Genomic DNA, 17,560 nt, shown 5'->3' on the forward strand with positions numbered 1-17,560 from the left:
TCAGTCCTTGGTGACGTTCCCGTTCTCGTCGACGACGACCGTGCTCCAGTACTTGTCCCACTTGTCGTCGACGTGCTCGGGGACCTTGCCCTTCGGGTAGCGGACGTATCCCTTGGGCGGTTCCTCGTCGTCGGGGACGCAGGCGCTGCCGGTGGTGCCCCCGACGGCCTTGACCGGGTACTCGCCGTTGCTGCAGATGGCGTCCTCCATCGTGCAGCCGCTGACCAGGAAGGCCGCGGCCACCCCCGCCGCGGCAAGGGAGGAGTAACGGAGTCGTCGGTACTTCTGCATCCTCAAGAGCCTTTCTCGTCGGTCCGGTCAGTCTGTCCGTGAACGAGGTGCCCTTGATGAGTACGCGTACTCAACTGCGATGGGTAGGAGACCGGGGGCCGGCCGGAACGGGCTTCCTTCCGTCGTGTTCTGTCATTCGGTGATCTCGTCCCCTCATGTCCTTGCGGATCGACTGGCATATTCGCTTCGATGGGCGCCATGACAAGTGAAGAGTTGCCGTCCGGCAACAGATGGGCCTCCACGGGACCCCTCGCCAAGCAGTACGCCGTCGGCGACGTCTGGGTCGTCGCCGCCCGGGGCGAGGTCGATCTCAACAATCTCCCGCCGCTCACGAAAGCCCTCACCCAGGCAGCCGAAACGCACGCCACGGTCGTCCTGGACGCCTCCGGCATCACCTTCGCCGACTCCACCTTCCTCAACCTGCTCCTGCGCATCCACCAGGCCACCGACCTGCGCATCGCGGCCCCGGGCCCGCAACTGGAGCGCCTTCTCGACCTGACCGGCGCCGACGGGGTCCTCCATCTCCGGCCGTCGGTGGACGAGGCCACCACGCGCTAGCGGGCACCGCGGCCACGCGGCCCGGCGGGCTCACGGGATTGCGCAACCAGATCTCACAGCCCTGCGGGGAGTGCGACAGTGGAAGGCGGGTAGAGGCCGCCACAGGTATGTGTGGCGTGAATGTTGTGGGACATGGTGTGGGACACAGGGGCCGTGAATGATGGATACGGGGGCCGATGGCAGCGCGACGGACGCCGTCGCCCACAAACCCGCCGCCTGGGCCGGCGCCGCGTACGACGGCGCACCGGGCTCCATCGCAGCAGCCCGGCACTTCGCGGCTCACTTCCTGACCCGGCTCCAGGTCCGGCACGGCATCGCCGTCGCGCGTGACGCCGTCGGCGCCGTCCAGCTGGTCGTCAGCGAGCTGATCACCAACGCCTGCAAGTACGCGCCCGGCCCGTCCTCGCTGAGCCTGGAGTTCGCCGGACGGATACTGGAGATCACCGTGTCGGACTCCAGCCCCGCACTGCCGCTCGTGCGAGGCCCCGAGCCCACCCGTGTCGGGCAGCACGGCCTCGAGATCGTCATGGCGCTGTCCGAGGGCTTTCAGGTGCAGCGGGAACCTTTCGGCAAGAGGATCAAGGTCCGGGTGCCGCTCGTGCCCGGCTCGCCCTGACGTTCCGGGCCACCGAGCCCAAGGGAATCCACCCAGACCGCCGCACCCCCATAGGTGTACGGGGCATGGAGATGCAGGTATCGGGCAGCCGGTCCACTATCAGGGGCAATTGGGCGTTTGTGGCGGACAAGGAGACCTGCCGTGCTGATGGCTCACCCTGCGGTTCTGAAGAACCTGATCGACCGGTACGAAACGCTGAGGAAGCTGCACGCCGAGACCGGCAGCGCCCGGGTCCGGCAGCGGATGGACGACATCGCCTACACCCTGTGCGTGTCCACCGGCACCCGCGATGTGACGGCCGCGCTCATCGCGGCCCGCCGCCAACTCCCCGGCGCCTGCCCCGAGGGCGAGTCGCTCGTCGTCGGCTGAGGCGCCCACGCCCCCTCAGAACTCGATGCTGTCCGTACCGCAGATCTCCACGTTCATATTGCGGTCCATCATCCGCAGCGCCGCTTCGGCCAGATCGGCATGGATGTGCGCGACGGCGTCGTCCGGCACCGTCACCCGCAGATGCCGGATGTGGGCGTCCAGGGCCGAGTACAGCACGCACTGCTCGGTGACCTGACCGCACAGGACGATGTGGTCGACGCCGAGCTGACCGAGCAGGTAGGACAGCGGAGTCTCGAAGAAGATCGAGTGACGTGCTTTGACGACGAACAGCGACTCGGCATCGGGTTTCAGTGGTTCGACCAGGTCCGCGTGGGGGCCCGACAGAGCCGTTTCGAGGAGCTCGCCGTGGTGGGAGCGCCACTGCCCGAAGTTGTCGTTGACGTAGATGACCGGGACCTTGTGCTCCCGGGCGCGTTCGATCAGTCGCACCACCGCGGGGACCGCCTGCTCGGCGGACGGGATGAGCAGATCGGCATCGCGGTGATCGTAGGTGTTGATCATGTCGATCACGATGACGGCACGGTTACCCAGGCGCTCCGTGGTGGTCATGGTGCCCATGGTTCCACTTCCGTCATGATCATGCAGGGGTCGTGCGCGTGCTCGTTGCCGCTGCGGGAACAGGTCGAGGTATGGCTGTAGATCACCGGCAGGCACCGGTCCTGGAAGCACTGGCGAGGTACCACGAGACCGATGAGCTGGCGTTCACGCCACCCGGTCACAAGCAGGCCCGCGGCGCGGACCCCGAGGTGCGCCGCGTCCTGGGCGACGCGGTCTTCTTCGGCGACGTGCTGGCCAGCGGCGGCCTGGACGACCGGCGGATGCGGGGCTCCGTCCTCCAGCGGGCCGAGTGGCTGATGGCCGACGCCGTGCACGCGGACCACACGTTCTTCTCCACCTGCGGCAGCTCCCTCTCCGTGAAGGCCGCCATGCTGACGGTCGCCTCGCCGCACGAGAAGCTCCTCGTCGGACGCGACGCCCACAAGTCCGTCGTCTCCGGCCTGATCCTGTGCGGTATCGAGCCCGTCTGGGTGGAGCCCCAGTGGGACCCGGTGCGGCACCTCGCCCATCCCCCGTCCGCGGAGGCCTTCGAGAAGGCGTTCCAGGAGCATCCCGATGCCCGCGGAGCCCTGGTCACCAGCCCCACGCCGTACGGCGCCGCGGGCGACCTGCGCGCCATCGCGGAGGTGTGTCACCGCAGGTCCCGGCCGCTCGTCGTCGACGAGGCGTGGGGAGCGCATCTTCCCTTCCACCACGACCTGCCGTCGTGGGCGATGGACGCCGGCGCGGACATCTGCGTCACCAGCATCCACAAGATGGGCAGCGGGCTGGAACAGGGTTCGGTGTTCCATCTTCAGGGCGACCTGATCGATCCGGCCGACCTCGCTTCCCGGGCCGATCTGCTGGGCACCACGAGCCCGTCGGTGCTGCTCTACGCGGGCATCGACGGCTGGCGGCGCCAGATGGCCCTGCACGGCACGGCTCTGCTGTCGAAGGCGCTGGACCTCACCGCGGAGGTCCGGGGGGCGATCGAGCGCATCGACGGACTCCACGTCAACGACGAGCGTGACTTCTGCGGCCCCGGCCTGGCCGTCGAGTTCGATCCCCTGCCGGTGGTCATCGACCTCCAGGCATTGGACACCACCGGATACCGGGCCGCCGACTGGCTTCGTGAGCACCACCACCTGGACATGCACGTGGTCGATCACCGCCGCATCAGTGCCCAGCTCACCCACGCGGACGACGAGTCCACCGCCCGGTCCCTGCTGGACGCACTGGCCGATCTCGTCCGGCACGCACCGGCGTTGCGGCCCGCGCCCCGCGTGGCCGTTCCCGAGCCCGGTGAGCTGCGCATGGAGCAGGCGCGTCTGCCCCGTGATGCCTTCTTCGCCCGCACCGAGGACGTCGCCCTCGACGCGGCGGAGGGCCGGGTGGCGGCGGAGATGCTCACGCCGTACCCGCCGGGCATCCCTGCTGTACTGCCGGGCGAGCGGCTCACCCGGCCCGTGCTGCGCTACCTGCGCACCGGCATCGACGCGGGCATGAACGTGCCCGACGCCGCCGACACCCGGCTGCGGACCGTACGCGTCATGGCGGGCCACGAGGCCTGACGCCGGAGCCGGAGCCGGAGCCGGAGCCCTCGCCGAACGGATGGTCGGCCCGATCACCCGGAGTGCCAGTCCCGTCGCGGGGAACACGGTCGGCACATCGATGGTGGCGCCGGGCCCGGCCACGAGTCCGGGCCGACGGCGCGCAGGAGAGGAGTGGCCGTCATGGCTTCTGACGACGTGGTGGAACTGATCCTCGAGGACCACCGGAGCATGGAGGACCTGTTCCGCCGGATGCGCAGTGTCGACGAGGACCGCGCGAAGGCGCTGCGGGAGTTCTCCGCACTCCTCGTCGCGCATGCCGAGGCGGAGGAGTCCGAGGTCTACCCGGCACTGAAGCGGTACAAGGACATCGACAACGACGAGGTCGAGCACGGCTCGGAGGAGCACGACGAGGGCCATGAGGCGCTGCTGCACCTGATGGAGGTCGAGGACACGGGCGGCGAGGAGTGGGACGAGAAGCTGGAGGAGCTGTCCGAGGCCGTCGCGCACCACCTCGACGAGGAGGAGCGCACGCTGCTGAACGACGCCCGGGAGAACGTGGCCGACGAGCGCCGCACCGAACTCGGCAGGGCGTTCCTGAAGGCGAGGGCCGACCGGCTGGCGTCGGACTGCGGTGACATCGAGAACGTACGCCGTCTCGTCCGGGGCTGAGCCTCGTCGGGGACCGGCCCCCGTCGGGCGCCTCGACGGGGGCCCGGCCCTGCGCCGCCCGAGCTGCCCTTCAAGCGCCCGCCCGGACCTCCTCCCCCGGCGCCCGCGCTGATTCCCGTTCGGCCCGGCTCCCGTCAGACACCGGGCGGCAGCGCCGTGTGATCAGGGTGCCGCCGGGTCCGGCGGGCCTCCTTCATCTCGGCCTCGTACAGATGGTCACGGCCCTCGGCGAGCTGATCGCACACCTGACGCTCGACGTCCTGGAACGGCCGGTAGTAGGTCTCGTTGTAGGCCTCCACGATCTGGAAGGTCCACTGGCCGGGGATGACGTTGCGGCCCAGGATCTCCCGCTCGACGAGGTCGGCCAGGCGATCGTGGCCGGCTTCGCGCAGGAGACGGACGGCGTCGTCGAGCTGCAGGTCCGCCGAGCCGGTCAGCTGATGGAATCCGTACAGATGCCCGCGCGCCCGCTCCGTGGTCTCCAGGGCCTTGGACAAGGCACCCAGCGCCTCGACCGTCTTGTCACTCACGCCCATCGGGCGCCGGTGCGCCGCGTCGGGGCCGTCGTTCCGTTCGTCACTCACCCCTCACGTGTCCCCTGCCGCCATCGCCGTATGTTCGGCACTTCGGGTGGTCTTCGCCGCGGGCCGGGCCGTACCGGGGCTCCGAGGAGCGAGCCCACGCCCCCGGCCGGCCGGCGCCTGTCCAGGCCCTGGAAATATTTCTCCTACGGCAACTGGAGAATTAGCCTCCACGGCCGCAATAATTTTGGCCGCCATTTCCCGGCGACAAGCAACGTCACGAGCACCGTCGGCGCCACCGTGCTAATGTTGATCTCAGTTGCAGTTGTGGTTCCCAAAGACTTCAAGTGCCCTCAGCGGTTTTCTGAACCGGCGAGAGCACTTTTGCATTTCCGGTCCTCCGGAACGGGGCAATCATCACGGCGACTCGAGGTCCGCACAGTGCGGCCCTCTGGGCAACGCCCCGAAGGAGATATGACATGGCCAGTGGCACCGTGAAGTGGTTCAACGCGGAAAAGGGTTTCGGTTTCATCGAGCAGGACGGTGGCGGCGCTGACGTCTTCGCCCACTACTCGAACATCGCCACCCAGGGCTTCCGTGAGCTTCAGGAAGGCCAGAAGGTGAACTTCGACGTCACGCAGGGCCAGAAGGGCCCGCAGGCCGAGAACATCGTTCCCGCCTGACGCTGACACGTACGACGCAGCTGGGGCCCGCACCTTGGGGTGCGGGCCCCAGCTCGTTGCTTTTCGCAGCATCTGCACGCGGGCGCCATGCGGGGCCGATCCGGCCCCCGGCAGCCCGCAACGGGTGAACGCGCCCCTCCATGGCGATAAGGCCCGACCGGGTCCGTTCAGCCCGCACTTTCCCTGCCTTCAGGCGAATTCTCGCCTCCCGCAGACAGACGAGGCAGCCGTATTCCCCCTGTTTCGCTCCATCTTTTTCCGGTCCGTTCCTGCGAATCTCCGTGCGGCATGCCGCTGCCGGAATTCCTCGATACGTACCGCATCGAGGAAGGTTCTTCATGAACCGCACGACTCGCACGAACGACCGCTACTCCCGCACCAGCGGCGGCTCCGGCAGGGGCGGCTACCGCTCCCAGCCCGGCGGCCGCTCGGGTGCTCCCAACCGCTCCGGCGCCCCCAACCGCTCCGGCGGCTACGGACGCCGACCGGCCGCACTCCAGGGCGAGTTCGCTCTCCCGGTGACCATCACCCCGGCGCTGCCCCCGGCCGCGGCCTTCTCCGACCTGGACATGCCGGCTCCCCTGATGGCCGCGCTGACCGCGGAAGGCATGAGCGTGCCGTTCCCGATCCAGGCCGCCACCCTGCCCAACTCCCTTGCCGGACGCGACGTACTGGGCCGCGGGCGCACCGGCTCCGGTAAGACGCTGGCCTTCGGCCTGGCCCTGCTGGCCCGTACCGAAGGTCAGCGCGCCGAGCCGCGCCGGCCGCTGGCTCTGGTCCTCGTTCCCACGCGGGAACTCGCCCAGCAGGTCACCGACGCACTCACCCCCTACGCCCGGTCGCTGAAGCTGCGGCTGGCGACCGTGGTCGGCGGGATGTCGATCGGCCGTCAGGCCGGCGCGCTGCGCGGCGGTGCCGAGGTGGTCGTCGCGACCCCCGGACGTCTCAAGGACCTGATCGACCGCGGCGACTGCTCGCTGGAGCGGGTCGGCATCACCGTTCTCGACGAGGCGGACCAGATGGCCGACATGGGCTTCATGCCGCAGGTCACCGCACTGCTCGACCAGGTGCGCCCCGAGGGCCAGCGGATGCTGTTCTCGGCCACCCTGGACCGCAATGTGGACCGTCTGGTGCGCCGCTACCTGCACGACCCGGTCGTCCATTCGGTCGACCCCTCGGCGGGCGCGGTGACGACGATGGAGCACCACGTGCTGCACGTCCACGTCACCGACAAGTACGCGACGACCACCGAGATCGCCGCGCGCGACGGCCGGGTGATCATGTTCCTGGACACCAAGCACGCCGTGGACGGGCTCACGAAGCATCTACTGAACAGCGGTGTCCGGGCGGCGGCCCTGCACGGCGGCAAGTCCCAGCCGCAACGCACGCGCACCCTCGCCCAGTTCAAGGAGGGGCACGTCACGGTGCTCGTCGCCACGAACGTGGCGGCGCGCGGCATCCACGTCGACAATCTCGACCTGGTCGTCAACGTGGACCCGCCGAGTGACCACAAGGACTACCTCCACCGCGGTGGGCGCACCGCCCGAGCGGGTGAGTCCGGCAGTGTCGTCACGCTGGTTCTGCCCAACCAACGGCGCGACATGATGCGGCTGATGGCGGACGCCGGCATCACCCCGCAGACCGCGCAGGTCCGCTCCGGTGAGGCCGAGCTGAGCCGTATCACCGGCGCGCAGGCCCCGTCGGGTGTCCCGGTCACCATCGCCGCACCGGCGGCGGAGCGTGCCAAGCGCGGTGCGTCCTCCTCCTCGCGCGGCAGGCGCAGCCGGCCCGCCCAGGCACGCCGTGCGGGCAGCACTTCCCGGACGGCGTCCGGCAGTTCGCAGCGGCCGGTCCGCGGCGCGGCCGCCTAGGCAGTGTCTTTGCGGACACGCCCCAGGGACACGACTCCGGTTCACGAGGACCTGTCCGGTTCATGAACCACCCGTACCGGCAGGCTCCGTCGACGCGGCTTCACGCGAAGTCACCGTCTCCACGGCGCCTGCCGGTGCACAGTCGCACCCGGCCACCGGCCATCGCCCGTACCGTGTACTCCATCCCGCGGACCGCACCCCGGCCCTGCCTTCCCCTCGACCTGTGAGGCATCATGCGCTGCGTCATCGCCCGTTTCCCGTTCGACCTCTTCAAGAACGAAGTCCAGGACGCGATGAAGGGCATCAAGCCCGAACCCATCACGGGAGAGTCCGTGATCATCGGCCGACGGCACTACCCCGTCAAGCAGGTCGGTGAAGTCATCACCCGGCAGGACCGCCGCGACTTCACCGCCGCCGAAGTGACCCGGGCCCTGGTCCGCCTGGGCTTCACCTGCCGCGCCGTCCCCGTTGAAGAGCCGGCCGTCGCGCTGACTCCGGTCGAGAACGCCTCAGCGCTTCTCGGCACTCCCGCACAGTAGAATCGCTGCCCATGTCGAAGCCTGATGATCTGCTCGTCGATGTCGCCGCGATGGTGGAGTCGGAGCAAACCAATCAGATGTCCCTGACCGTGGTCGTGCACGGCGCTGTCATCACCGGTCGCCTGGCTCCTGAATCCGTGTGGAGGCAGCGAGTCGCCGAGGTCCTCAAGGACTCGGACCGGCTGGGGCCGTTCTCCAGCATCTTCATGAAGACCGACGTCGCCGCCCACCGTCGCGAGGAGGGGCAGCCGCCGACGCATCTGCACTTCCACGTCGCCCGGATCCTTCAGGGCACGCTCGGAATTCCGGAAACCGGTGGCATGTACCGCATCGCCATCAAGGACGTCAGTGCCTGGACGGTCGGGGACTTCAGCTACTCGGACAACTGACAGCACCCCTGTGCCCGGCGGTGTCCGGGCACAGGGGCGGACCGAGGGCACACCGCACCGATCACGGGATTCCGGCATGGGCCGGTGCGGAAGTCATCCGAGGGCCACGCGGCGGAGACGGACGCAAGTCCGCAGGCCAGGGCGACAGACCCCACACACGCCGACGGGCGTAGATGCATGCATGACGGGCACGCGGCAGACACCGCACCTTCGAAAGGAATCCGTCATGATCATCGCAGGCGTCATCGCCCTGTGCGTCGTACTCGCCGTACTCGCCTTCCTCCTGCCGCGCCTCTCACGGCACCCCGAGCGCGGTACGCAGCGTTCGCTCGGTATGGGGGCACGCGCGGGCGGCAAGGCTCCCGGTCCGCTCGGGCGGCTCTTCAGCAAGCCGTTCCACAGCAGCTCGCGGGCTGTCGGAAAGAGCGGCTCCGCCGGCCGTCGCGCGCGTCGCAAGATGCCGTTCTGACAGCGACACGAACCGGGAGACGACACAAGTGAAGTTTCTGCTGCTCGCCGGCGTGATCGTGCTCGTCGTACTCGCCTACCGCCACCGGTCCCGGCGGTCCCGGAAGCGTCCTGGTGACAGTGGCCGCGGACGGGACGGCTGACCGGTCCGGGCCTGCCTCGTCGGCCGACGGCCGACGGGTCAGGCGCGCGAAGGCGCGCCTGCTCCCCGGCACAACGGAACAGCGGCAGGCCACCGGTCAGGCGTCGGCCTTCGGATGGGATCCGGCAGCGGGGCGGCGCAGTTCTTCGTTGATACGCATGGCTTCTTCGAGCTGATCCTCGAGGATGATGATGCGGCAGGCTGCCTCGACCGGCGTCCCCTGGTCCACGAGCTCGCGCGCCCGCGCGGCAATACGCAACTGGTAGCGGGAGTACCGCCGGTGGCCGCCCTCGGAACGCAGGGGCGTGATGAGACGGGCCTCACCGATGGCCCGGAGGAAGGCGGGAGTCGTCCCGATCATTTCGGCGGCTCGGCCCATGGTGTACGCGGGATAGTCATCGTCGTCGAGACGGTCGTGCGTGCTGGGAATGTTTTCTGCGGTCACTGACACCTCATCCATCGGAACGCGTCGAGGGGCCCGGGTACCGAGTGGCACCCAGGCCCCGAGGGGTTTTCAACACCATCTGCCGGTCTGTTACAGCACCGGCTCTCTGTTTCCGCGTACCAGTCCTTCAGGACGGGCCTGCGGGGATCGCATATGCGTGACCGGGGACCACCTTCCAATCCGGGGCCTGCGGTACCCGGGCGCTTCGAAGTCCGCCCGGGGGATCCTGATGGCGTCTGCCTCCTTGCCTCTTTCTGATCCTTCTTCGGTACTGGGGTACTGCATGGCCCCTCGGGCCACCTGGTCCGGCAGTCAGCCATGGGACCCACTCCTGCGTCCGGCCCCATCACTCCACTGCCGTGCCACTCCTGCATGAGTCTTGCTGCGCGGCAGTTCGTGTCTGCCGCGCCTCACTCACTTTGTGGTCTCAGGGGAGACTGTAGTCCTCGACCAAGAGCATGTCTACCGTCGCCACGACAGTTTTCCTCATGGCCGGGAGCCCGAAGTTCTGGCGTCATCCGGTGAGGCACGTCGGGTCGGCAGGCCCGTGCGCCGCCGGCCGTCCCTGCCGGTCTGCGCAGACGTCGAGCGGCGCGTGCGGACGGAGGAATGGCCGGGCGCGTCCTCAGGGCCCGATCCGACGACAGGCCCTAGATGATCACGATGAGGAGTGCCGTGATGATCGTGGCGACAGCGACCGCGGTCATCAGCGCCCAGGTGCCGGGAACGTCCTGCCTGCTCGTGTGCATCCTCGTATCCATGACGACCGGGTACCCGCGTTGCCCTCGCTCATCCCGGCGCCGGGCCTGCTCGGCGTGCACAGTGGAGACATGAACGCAGACGACACGAGCATGCTGGGCCGCTCGCGCGTGGCCACCCGGCTGCCCGCCCAGGATCTGGACCGAGCGCGGCTGTTCTACGCGCAGAAGCTCGGCCTGGAGCCGGTCGACGAGCGTCCGGGCGGCCTGCTGTACCGGTGCGGGGGCGTGGATTTCGCCCTGTTCCTCTCCGCCGGCGGGTCGCCGGGGACCTTCACCCAGATGGGCTGGGAGGTCGACGACATCGAGTCCGTCGTCGCCGAACTGCAGCGGCGCGGCGTGGTGTTCGAGGAGGTCGACCTGCCGGGGCTGCGCACGCGGGGCGCCATCGCCGACATCGAGGGGAACTACCCGAGCAAGGGGGCCCGCGGCGAACGGGGCGCGTGGTTCCGCGACAGCGAGGGGAACATGCTGGGCATCGGGCAGTTGGTCACCTGAGGCTGCGCGCGCACGGCCGCGGGCCGGACCGCCGCGGGACCGGCCGTCCGGCCCGCGGTCAGGCCCTGACCCCGCTCGTCTCAGGCTCGCGCGCGCAGCGAGGCCGTGTGCTCCCGCACCTGCTCGGGCGTCAGATAGGCGTCCGTGTGCTCGAAGTCCCGCAGGGTGGACGGGCTGCGCATCTGGAAGCCGGTACGGACGAAGTCGTCGCCGGCGACGGCGTTGAGGAGCCAGTTGGTCATCACCCGGGTCTTGGCTACCTGCGTCCTCAGGGCCGACCAGTGATAGCCGCGCGCCACGATCTGCGCGGGCAGTCCCCGCAGCTCGATGCCGAACGGCTTCGAGACGGCGTCCTTGCCGCCGAGGTCCACGACGAGGCCCAGGTCCTTGTGGACGTAGGGCTCCAGAGGCCGGCCCTGGAGCTGGGCGATGAGGTTGTCGGCGACCTTGCGGCCCTGCCGCAGGGCGTGTTGGGCGGTGGGCGGGCAGACCGCGTCGTCGCCCTTGGCGAGGTCCGGCACCGCGGCGGCGTCGCCGAGCGCGAAGACGCCGTCGGCGTTCGGGACGGTCATGTCGGGGCGCACCACGAGCCGTCCCCGGGCGGTCTCCGCGTCCAGGGTGCCGACGAGCGGGCTGGCGGCGACCCCGGCCGTCCAGATGAGCGTGCGGCACGGCAGCACGCGTCCGTCGGTGAGCGTCACCTTCTCCGGACCGACGTCGGCGACCGACACCCCGAGCGACACCTCGATGCCGCGCTTGCGCAGGATCTCCAGCGCCGCGAGGCCGAGCTTGTCGCCGAGTTCGGGCATCAGCTTGGGGGCGATGTCGATCAGGTGCCACTTGATCTGTTCCGGGTTCAGACGCGGATACCGTTTCACGGCGTTCTCGGTGAGCCGCTGAAGGCACGCGGCCGTCTCGGTGCCGGCGTATCCGCCGCCGACGACGACGAACTGGAGCCGGGAGGCGCGCTCCGCCTCGTCGTGGCTGGCATCGGCCAGGTCGAGCTGGGCGATCACATGGTCACGGATGTAGGCGGCTTCGGCGAGCGTCTTCATCCCGCGCCCGTGTTCCACGAGTCCGGGGATGTCGAACGTCCGGGTGATGCTGCCGGGAGCCAGCACGATGTGGTCGTACGGCTGATTCACGATCTCGTCCGTGATCTTGCGGATCACGCAGACCTTCGCCTTGGTGTCCACACCGACGGCGCCGCCCGGGATGATCGGCGTCCGGTGCTTGGCGCTGCGGCGCAGAGAGACGGCGACGGACTGGGGCGTCAGCACACCCGCGGCCACCTGGGGCAGCAGCGGAAGGTAGAGCTGGTAGGAGAACGGCGTGACCAGGGAGATCTCGACGTCCGCCGGGGAGAGCTTGCGTTCCAGCCGACGTACGCACTCGACACCGGCGAAGCCGGCCCCCACCACAAGAATCCGCGATCGTGCCACGATGCCCGTCCTTTCTCCGCCCGGCAGGTCTTATCGTCGGCTGCCCAGCCTCGGCGGTCTTGCACACCCCATCCTTCCGACGCCCGTGACGCCCGCAAGTCTTCGGCCGCCACCTCGTCGGGCCACCGCGGCGCCCGGACCGACGGGATGCGGGGTCGACGGGATACAGGCGGGGGGACGGGATGCGGGGCTGCGAACCGTACGGATGCAGCCCCGCGGCGAGAGGTGCCGCTCAGCCCCGGACGATGTTCTGCGCCTGCGGACCCTTCTGGCCCTGCCCGATGTCGAAGGTGACCTGCTCGCCCTCGGTCAGTTCGCGGTAGCCGTTCCCCTGGATCTCGGAGTAGTGCGCGAAGACGTCCGGTCCACCGCCCTCCTGGGAGATGAAGCCGAAGCCCTTCTCGGAGTTGAACCACTTCACTGTGCCACTGGCCATACTGGTGTGTGTCCTTCTGTGTCCATGCCCGAGGCGGACCGGGTCACGGACCGCCTCAGCTCCTTCGGGGGAGCCGAGAACAGCCATACCCCTGGGCGGTTGCAGTCATGTCATCCTTCTGCGGCCGGCGCCCCCACGGACGGACCGGATCGCGCGGATCCGGGCGTCCGGCTGTCCGGGTGGATACTTGAGGGGTGAACATCCCCGTGCCCCGGGTCTCCGGCCTGCGCGAGCGCCTGGGCAGCAGCCTGTTCACCCGCGTCGCAGGCCCCGCGGGTCCCGACAACCGTGCGCGTATCCACGGCGCGCCGGGACCCCGCTGGTTCGGTCCGGAGCGGCCCATCCGGATCGTCCACGGCGACGCGTCGATGTTCATCGGCGGACTCAGGGCGCTGTTGCTCCAGTCCCTGCATCCGCTGGCCATGGCCGCGGTGGCAGCCCACTCCGGCTACCGCGGCGATCCCTGGGGCCGACTCCAGCGCACCAGCACCTTCCTCGCGGTGACGACCTACGGCACGGCCGACGACGCCCAGAGCGCTGTCGACCGCGTACGGGCGGTGCACAGCCGCGTGACGGGGACGACGGCCGCCGGTGAGCCGTACCACGCCGCCGATCCGCATCTGCTCGCCTGGGTGCACGTCGCCGAGGTCGACAGTTTCCTGCGTGCCCATCAGCGGTACGGGCGACGGCCCCTGGACGGAGCGGGGTGCGACGCCTACGTGGCCGACACCGCACGCGTGGCCCGCGCCCTCGGCATTCCCGACCCGCCGCTGGACCGTGCCGGTCTCGCCGAACAACTGGCCGCGTCCCGGCCGGAGCTCCGCGCGACCCGGGAGGCCCGCGAAGCGGCGCGGTTCGTCCTGCGGCACCCGCCCCTGCCGTGGGTCGCCCGCGGTCCGTACGCCGTCCTGGCCGCCAACGCGGTCTCCACCCTTCCCCCGTGGGCGCGCGAGCTGCTGGGACTTCCCCATCTGCCCAACATCGAGACGGCCTTCGTCCGGCCCGCCGGACACGCCCTCACCTCGGCCATCCGATGGGCGATGAAGCCGCCCGCGCGACCGGCCCTCCGGCCGCCGCGGGAATCGGCAGCCACTCCCAACTCACCTGCCTCGCCTGCTCGTTGACGCTCTGGCCGCGCCGGTCCTGCATCCCTACACTGCCAGTCCCAATGCGGCACGAATGCGACTGCGGGGGTAGGGCGTGAGCTACGAGAGACTGCCGCTCGAATACCGGATGAGCTCCGGACGTCTGCGCTTGTTGATCACCATGATCCTGCTCGCGACACCGGCGGCGCTGCTGCCCCTGCTGACGATCGAGGAGATACCGACGGGCATCAGGACCGTCGTCTCGCTGGCCGTCGTGGCCCTGTTCGGCTGGCTGGTGTACGGCTCCCGGCGCAGTGCCACGACAGCCGACATCAAGGCCATCGGGGTCCGGGGATTCTTCCGGCGCCGCAGGGTGGCCTGGGAGGACATCCAGGACATCCGCGCGGAACTCAACCCTGCCGCGGCCATGCAGAGCGCCGCTCCGAACTACATCACCTTCGTCTACGGACGGGACGGCAGGAAACTCCAACTGCCCTACGTCGACGACCAGCACGTGTCCATGGAGCGGGAGATGGCGCTGCTGCTGGACATCTGGACGGAACTGCGCGGGGACGACTGGGCACCCGACCCGCAGGCCGCCGTACGCATCGACCGCCGCAACGCCCGGCAGGCCGCGCTCCTGTCCGGTATGTCGTGGGCCATGCTGGGATTCCTCCCGCTCGTCGTCATCATGCTGGTGCCCCTCTTCGCCGACCTGCCGGAAGGGCTGGAATCCGTGCTGAGCCCATGGGCGGTCATGGGTGTCGGCCTGCCGTTGATCTTCGTCCTGACGGCGCTCGCGTCCTATCGCCGCAGCCTGCGGAACAGCTGAGTCCGCAGGCGCGACGGGGCTGTCGGTACTCGGTGCGGGCCGGGCCCGCGTGGCCGGGCCCGCATGGTGGCCGTGCCCGGGGGCTTCAGGGGCGGTGGACGCGCAGCCGCCGCACCTCGTACGACAGGGACGTCCGGCCGGGTTCCGGCGCGGGGTGGTAGGTGCCGTCGGCGACGGAGAGGTTCACGATGAGGTGCGCGCGCCAGTCACTGTCGAGGCCGGCGTCGTCGGTGAAGGCCCGGACGCCGTTCACCCACCAGACGACGGACCGGGCGCCGAGTTCGACGCGGAGGTTCACCCATGCGCCGGGACGGATGGCGGGATCCCGGTGGTAATGGCCCGCGCCGCTCATGTGGTTGGAGAGTTCCAGCAGGTCGGGGTTGTCGGGGTGGTACTCGAAGGCATCGATCTCGTTGCCGCCCTCCCACCAGGTCCAGATCGCGGGCCACGCCCCCACCTCGCGGGGCAGGCGTACCCGGGCTTCGAGCACATCGCCCGTACGCACCATGAAGTCGTCCCGGCTGCCCTCGGTGGTGAGCAGTCCCGCGTACCACGTCCCGTCGGGGCCCGGCGTCGCACGGAACACGCCGCGGCGGGAGTAGGCGGGGTCGGACACCAGGTGGTCGAGTTTGTGGTCTCCGGGGTTGGTGGGGCCGCCGTTCGGATAGGCCCAGGAGCGGCCCGCGACCCACTGGTCCGTCGACGAGAAGTCGGCGGTGAACACCAGCCGGCCACGCGGGCGTCGCGGCCCCGGGACGGCCCCGGTGAGCCGTTGCCTGATCCGGCCGAACACCGACAACGCCTGGTCAGTCATGCTGCCTCATTTCCGACAGCAACAGCGCATGCCGGGTGCTCACGCCGAGGATGCTGTCCGCCACCTCGTTCAACGAGCGAGGGGGCGTCCTGACGCGGCCGGTCCACCGACTCCGGTCACGGTCGTCGGCAGATCGCGACGTCGTGCCCTGACCCGGTTCGGCGCCGGCTGCACCGGCGACGAGTCAGGTACCGGCGGTCCAGCGCTGGTCGCTGTCCCCGTCCGCCGGGTCGAAGCCGAGTGAACTGCCCTCCGACCCGCCCGACGGTTCGAGCGCGAAGTCCAGGGCGATGTAGGGCCGTACGGCTCCGGACGCGTCGACGGTGAACCGGAGGTTCCTGCCGTTCTTGCCGTCGGCGGACGAACAGGACCAGATGCCCACGCCGCGGTCGGTGTCGCCGCGTGAGTCCAGACAGAAGTCGGGGTCGGCGTTGCTGCGCAGCAGGCCACCCGGTTCCAGACTCCACTGCTGGGTCTCGGCGCCGTTGCAGCGGGCCGTGATGACATCGGTCCGGTTCTCCATCACGCCGTCCTCGATGTCCAGGCAGAGCCCCGAACCGGCGTTGACGACCCGGGTGTAGCCACCGCCCGGCACGATCGGCGCAGGCGGAGGCGGAACCGCCTTGGAGGGCGGGGGCGCCGGGGGCTTGGGAGCGGACGCCGTGGGCGTCGGCCGGGGTGTGGGCGGCTTCGACGCCTCCCGGGTGGGGCTCGGTGACGGAGACGGTGCGGGCGCGGACGCCGACGCGGGGGGCCAGGCAGGCTGCGGCGGCTGTGTCGGGCGGTCGCTCGCCACAGGTCCCGAGGTGTCCCCCGAGGTGGTCGCCAGCACGGTGCCGGCGATCACGGCGGCCGCCACCGCCACGGCGGCGAGAACGACGGGCCGGGTTGGCAGCCGAGCGCCCTTCCGGGGTTCCGAGGCGGCGGGCGCCGACCGGTGGCTCGCCGCCGGCGACCGCTCCGGCTGGGCGGGCACGGCGTCGAGCAGCGCCCGCACAGGGCGGCGAGCCGCGTACGCCGCCCCGCCCCACTGGAGCAGTCCTTCGGCGAACACACCGCGGGGGTTGGCGGTCATACGGGCGAGGTTCGCCATCAGCCGGGTGCAACCGGTGCATTCGGCCAGGTGGTTCGTCAGGTCGTCGCTGCGCCGCCGGTCCCCCGGCCGCACCGAGGCCTCGATGATGCGCTGGAAGCCGGCGCACCTCTTGTCGTCGGCCCGTGCCAGGTAGGCCTTGATGTAGGCCTGGCGCATGGCGTCCTGTGCCTTGGTCCGCTGCTCGGACACGATGTCGGGCCGGACGCCGAGGTAGGTCGCTGCGGTGTCGTCCGGTTCGCGGTCGACCACGGTGTACCAGAGGATGCCCCGCGTCAGCTCGGGCAGCCCGTAGAAGCCGGCGAGCATCGCGGACGACATCTCGAACGGGAGTCGCTGGGACTCCGGCAGACTCCACTCGGCGCGATCGGCGGACTCGTCGGCCCATGCGGCGAAGTCGGGTTCGAGCCGGTCGCGGCGGTTGCCCTCGGCCCAGGTCCGGCCCACTCGCTGAACAAGCATCAGCAGGTGGTGACGCCAGTTCCCGCGTGGCTCGATGCCTCGGATCGCCTCCTGGGCCGCGAGGTCGAAGGCCTGGACGGCCAGTTGGTTGCCGGCGACCTGGTCGCGCCCGCAGAGCCGGGCGTAGGCGAGCACGGCCGGAAGGTGGCGGCGCTTGAGTTCCTGGGTGGCCGGAAAGGCGGGCGGGGCGCCGGCGCGTATGCGTTCGGTCAGCTCCGCGTCCGACAGGGCGGCGTAGGCCGGCATGTGGTCGGCGGGGTCGGGACCGACCTGGTGGAGCTCTGGCACCCTGTTGACTCCTCGTTCAGTACGCACCACCGACTGGTCCGCAGTCACGGAGAAACGCGTCGGTGTTACCTGCAGGAAACAAGAGCCCATAGTGATGCAGGCGGATCAGCAGGGAAAGGTGTTTCCGTGGGTAAGTCGTGTGGGGAGAGCGCCGGGCGGCGACGAAGCGCCCGCGGCCCG

General features: G+C 69.9%; 21 protein-coding genes. 13 read left to right on the forward strand and 8 right to left on the reverse strand.

Going from position 1 to position 17,560, the window contains the following annotated elements:
• Entirely contained in the window at positions 1 to 291 is a 291-nt protein-coding gene (locus ACQPWZ_RS02200; RefSeq protein ID WP_340471410.1) for an SCO0607 family lipoprotein, read from the reverse strand.
• Positions 292 to 489: 198 nt separating this feature from the next.
• Here ACQPWZ_RS02200 and ACQPWZ_RS02205 point away from each other — a divergent pair, with 198 nt between their 5' ends.
• The 3 genes from ACQPWZ_RS02205 (at position 490) to ACQPWZ_RS02215 (ending at position 1,834) form a co-directional block, all read left to right on the forward strand.
• Positions 490 to 849 carry an STAS domain-containing protein gene (locus ACQPWZ_RS02205; protein ID WP_433570448.1) on the forward strand — a complete coding sequence of 120 codons (360 nt, stop codon included), beginning with the start codon at positions 490 to 492 and terminating at the stop codon, positions 847 to 849.
• A 157-nt stretch (positions 850 to 1,006) separates the two neighbouring features.
• Entirely contained in the window at positions 1,007 to 1,465 is a 459-nt protein-coding gene (locus tag ACQPWZ_RS02210) for an ATP-binding protein (RefSeq protein ID WP_340471412.1), read from the forward strand.
• A gap of 141 nt (positions 1,466 to 1,606) precedes the next feature.
• Entirely contained in the window at positions 1,607 to 1,834 is a 228-nt protein-coding gene (locus tag ACQPWZ_RS02215; RefSeq protein WP_340471413.1) for a DUF5133 domain-containing protein, read from the forward strand.
• 15 nt (positions 1,835 to 1,849) lie between these two features.
• Here ACQPWZ_RS02215 and ACQPWZ_RS02220 read toward each other — a convergent pair whose 3' ends face one another.
• Entirely contained in the window at positions 1,850 to 2,404 is a 555-nt protein-coding gene (locus ACQPWZ_RS02220; RefSeq protein ID WP_433570449.1) for a cysteine hydrolase family protein, read from the reverse strand.
• An 80-nt stretch (positions 2,405 to 2,484) separates the two neighbouring features.
• Here ACQPWZ_RS02220 and ACQPWZ_RS02225 point away from each other — a divergent pair, with 80 nt between their 5' ends.
• Both ACQPWZ_RS02225 and ACQPWZ_RS02230 read left to right on the forward strand, forming a co-directional pair.
• Positions 2,485 to 3,963 carry an aminotransferase class I/II-fold pyridoxal phosphate-dependent enzyme gene (locus ACQPWZ_RS02225; RefSeq protein WP_433570450.1) on the forward strand — a complete coding sequence of 493 codons (1,479 nt, stop codon included), beginning with the start codon at positions 2,485 to 2,487 and terminating at the stop codon, positions 3,961 to 3,963.
• A gap of 162 nt (positions 3,964 to 4,125) precedes the next feature.
• On the forward strand, positions 4,126 to 4,614 hold the full coding sequence (locus tag ACQPWZ_RS02230; RefSeq protein WP_433570451.1) for a hemerythrin domain-containing protein: 489 nt from the start codon (positions 4,126 to 4,128) through the stop codon (positions 4,612 to 4,614).
• Positions 4,615 to 4,748: 134 nt separating this feature from the next.
• On the opposite strand, the gene ACQPWZ_RS02235 is transcribed toward ACQPWZ_RS02230, so the two are convergent.
• Positions 4,749 to 5,150 carry a hypothetical protein gene (locus ACQPWZ_RS02235; RefSeq protein ID WP_433573754.1) on the reverse strand — a complete coding sequence of 134 codons (402 nt, stop codon included), beginning with the start codon at positions 5,148 to 5,150 and terminating at the stop codon, positions 4,749 to 4,751.
• Between the two features lie 464 nt (positions 5,151 to 5,614).
• Here ACQPWZ_RS02235 and ACQPWZ_RS02240 point away from each other — a divergent pair, with 464 nt between their 5' ends.
• The 5 genes from ACQPWZ_RS02240 to ACQPWZ_RS02260 all read left to right on the forward strand — a co-directional run bounded on the left by ACQPWZ_RS02240 (position 5,615) and on the right by ACQPWZ_RS02260 (position 9,086).
• Positions 5,615 to 5,818, forward strand: a complete 204-nt coding sequence (locus ACQPWZ_RS02240; protein WP_030228921.1) for a cold-shock protein — start codon at positions 5,615 to 5,617, stop codon at positions 5,816 to 5,818.
• Positions 5,819 to 6,156: 338 nt separating this feature from the next.
• Positions 6,157 to 7,689 carry a DEAD/DEAH box helicase gene (locus ACQPWZ_RS02245; protein WP_433570452.1) on the forward strand — a complete coding sequence of 511 codons (1,533 nt, stop codon included), beginning with the start codon at positions 6,157 to 6,159 and terminating at the stop codon, positions 7,687 to 7,689.
• Positions 7,690 to 7,922: 233 nt separating this feature from the next.
• Positions 7,923 to 8,228 carry an SCO5918 family protein gene (locus tag ACQPWZ_RS02250; protein ID WP_313948214.1) on the forward strand — a complete coding sequence of 102 codons (306 nt, stop codon included), beginning with the start codon at positions 7,923 to 7,925 and terminating at the stop codon, positions 8,226 to 8,228.
• A gap of 11 nt (positions 8,229 to 8,239) precedes the next feature.
• Complete coding sequence (locus tag ACQPWZ_RS02255; RefSeq protein ID WP_405567512.1) at positions 8,240 to 8,617, forward strand: hypothetical protein; 378 nt, start codon at positions 8,240 to 8,242, stop codon at positions 8,615 to 8,617.
• Between the two features lie 226 nt (positions 8,618 to 8,843).
• Positions 8,844 to 9,086, forward strand: a complete 243-nt coding sequence (locus tag ACQPWZ_RS02260) for a DUF6411 family protein (RefSeq protein ID WP_340471417.1) — start codon at positions 8,844 to 8,846, stop codon at positions 9,084 to 9,086.
• A 238-nt stretch (positions 9,087 to 9,324) separates the two neighbouring features.
• Here ACQPWZ_RS02260 and ACQPWZ_RS02265 read toward each other — a convergent pair whose 3' ends face one another.
• Positions 9,325 to 9,687, reverse strand: a complete 363-nt coding sequence (locus ACQPWZ_RS02265) for a MerR family transcriptional regulator (protein ID WP_340471418.1) — start codon at positions 9,685 to 9,687, stop codon at positions 9,325 to 9,327.
• 815 nt (positions 9,688 to 10,502) lie between these two features.
• On the opposite strand from ACQPWZ_RS02265, the gene ACQPWZ_RS02270 reads away from it, so the two are divergent.
• Positions 10,503 to 10,928 carry a VOC family protein gene (locus ACQPWZ_RS02270; protein WP_433570453.1) on the forward strand — a complete coding sequence of 142 codons (426 nt, stop codon included), beginning with the start codon at positions 10,503 to 10,505 and terminating at the stop codon, positions 10,926 to 10,928.
• Between the two features lie 80 nt (positions 10,929 to 11,008).
• Here the strand turns inward: ACQPWZ_RS02270 and ACQPWZ_RS02275 are convergent, their stop codons facing one another.
• Together ACQPWZ_RS02275 and ACQPWZ_RS02280 are read right to left on the reverse strand one after the other, a co-directional pair.
• Positions 11,009 to 12,370: an NAD(P)/FAD-dependent oxidoreductase gene (locus ACQPWZ_RS02275; protein WP_433570454.1), complete on the reverse strand. Its 1,362-nt coding sequence runs from the start codon at positions 12,368 to 12,370 to the stop codon at positions 11,009 to 11,011.
• A gap of 232 nt (positions 12,371 to 12,602) precedes the next feature.
• On the reverse strand, positions 12,603 to 12,806 hold the full coding sequence (locus tag ACQPWZ_RS02280) for a cold-shock protein (RefSeq protein ID WP_340471421.1): 204 nt from the start codon (positions 12,804 to 12,806) through the stop codon (positions 12,603 to 12,605).
• A gap of 194 nt (positions 12,807 to 13,000) precedes the next feature.
• Between ACQPWZ_RS02280 and ACQPWZ_RS02285 the strand changes: the two genes are divergently transcribed.
• Positions 13,001 to 13,930: an oxygenase MpaB family protein gene (locus ACQPWZ_RS02285; protein WP_433570455.1), complete on the forward strand. Its 930-nt coding sequence runs from the start codon at positions 13,001 to 13,003 to the stop codon at positions 13,928 to 13,930.
• Between the two features lie 76 nt (positions 13,931 to 14,006).
• On the forward strand, positions 14,007 to 14,723 hold the full coding sequence (locus tag ACQPWZ_RS02290) for a PH domain-containing protein (RefSeq protein WP_433570456.1): 717 nt from the start codon (positions 14,007 to 14,009) through the stop codon (positions 14,721 to 14,723).
• An 85-nt stretch (positions 14,724 to 14,808) separates the two neighbouring features.
• Here ACQPWZ_RS02290 and ACQPWZ_RS02295 read toward each other — a convergent pair whose 3' ends face one another.
• Positions 14,809 to 15,537, reverse strand: coding sequence for a beta-glucanase (locus tag ACQPWZ_RS02295; RefSeq protein WP_340471424.1), 729 nt, complete (start codon positions 15,535 to 15,537; stop codon positions 14,809 to 14,811).
• A gap of 184 nt (positions 15,538 to 15,721) precedes the next feature.
• On the reverse strand, positions 15,722 to 17,380 hold the full coding sequence (locus tag ACQPWZ_RS02300; RefSeq protein WP_433570457.1) for a ricin-type beta-trefoil lectin domain protein: 1,659 nt from the start codon (positions 17,378 to 17,380) through the stop codon (positions 15,722 to 15,724).
• Positions 17,381 to 17,560 lie beyond the last annotated feature (180 nt).

It is taken from the genome of Streptomyces sp. CA-251247 (assembly GCF_050952975.1).
GTDB classification, from domain to species: Bacteria; Actinomycetota; Actinomycetes; order Streptomycetales; family Streptomycetaceae; genus Streptomyces; species Streptomyces achmelvichensis.

What these genes read in the sequence shown, in the direction of transcription:
- ACQPWZ_RS02200 (WP_340471410.1), bottom strand. Translation starts at nt 291, where the DNA reads ATGCAGAAGTACCGACGACTCCGTTACTCCTCCCTTGCCGCGGCGGGG.
- ACQPWZ_RS02205 (WP_433570448.1), top strand. Translation starts at nt 490, where the DNA reads ATGACAAGTGAAGAGTTGCCGTCCGGCAACAGATGGGCCTCCACGGGA.
- ACQPWZ_RS02210 (WP_340471412.1), top strand. Translation starts at nt 1,007, where the DNA reads ATGATGGATACGGGGGCCGATGGCAGCGCGACGGACGCCGTCGCCCAC.
- ACQPWZ_RS02220 (WP_433570449.1), bottom strand. Translation starts at nt 2,404, where the DNA reads ATGACCACCACGGAGCGCCTGGGTAACCGTGCCGTCATCGTGATCGAC.
- ACQPWZ_RS02225 (WP_433570450.1), top strand. Translation starts at nt 2,485, where the DNA reads ATGGCTGTAGATCACCGGCAGGCACCGGTCCTGGAAGCACTGGCGAGG.
- ACQPWZ_RS02230 (WP_433570451.1), top strand. Translation starts at nt 4,126, where the DNA reads ATGGCTTCTGACGACGTGGTGGAACTGATCCTCGAGGACCACCGGAGC.
- ACQPWZ_RS02235 (WP_433573754.1), bottom strand. Translation starts at nt 5,150, where the DNA reads ATGGGCGTGAGTGACAAGACGGTCGAGGCGCTGGGTGCCTTGTCCAAG.
- ACQPWZ_RS02240 (WP_030228921.1), top strand. Translation starts at nt 5,615, where the DNA reads ATGGCCAGTGGCACCGTGAAGTGGTTCAACGCGGAAAAGGGTTTCGGT.
- ACQPWZ_RS02245 (WP_433570452.1), top strand. Translation starts at nt 6,157, where the DNA reads ATGAACCGCACGACTCGCACGAACGACCGCTACTCCCGCACCAGCGGC.
- ACQPWZ_RS02250 (WP_313948214.1), top strand. Translation starts at nt 7,923, where the DNA reads ATGCGCTGCGTCATCGCCCGTTTCCCGTTCGACCTCTTCAAGAACGAA.
- ACQPWZ_RS02255 (WP_405567512.1), top strand. Translation starts at nt 8,240, where the DNA reads ATGTCGAAGCCTGATGATCTGCTCGTCGATGTCGCCGCGATGGTGGAG.
- ACQPWZ_RS02260 (WP_340471417.1), top strand. Translation starts at nt 8,844, where the DNA reads ATGATCATCGCAGGCGTCATCGCCCTGTGCGTCGTACTCGCCGTACTC.
- ACQPWZ_RS02265 (WP_340471418.1), bottom strand. Translation starts at nt 9,687, where the DNA reads ATGGATGAGGTGTCAGTGACCGCAGAAAACATTCCCAGCACGCACGAC.
- ACQPWZ_RS02270 (WP_433570453.1), top strand. Translation starts at nt 10,503, where the DNA reads ATGAACGCAGACGACACGAGCATGCTGGGCCGCTCGCGCGTGGCCACC.
- ACQPWZ_RS02280 (WP_340471421.1), bottom strand. Translation starts at nt 12,806, where the DNA reads ATGGCCAGTGGCACAGTGAAGTGGTTCAACTCCGAGAAGGGCTTCGGC.
- ACQPWZ_RS02295 (WP_340471424.1), bottom strand. Translation starts at nt 15,537, where the DNA reads ATGACTGACCAGGCGTTGTCGGTGTTCGGCCGGATCAGGCAACGGCTC.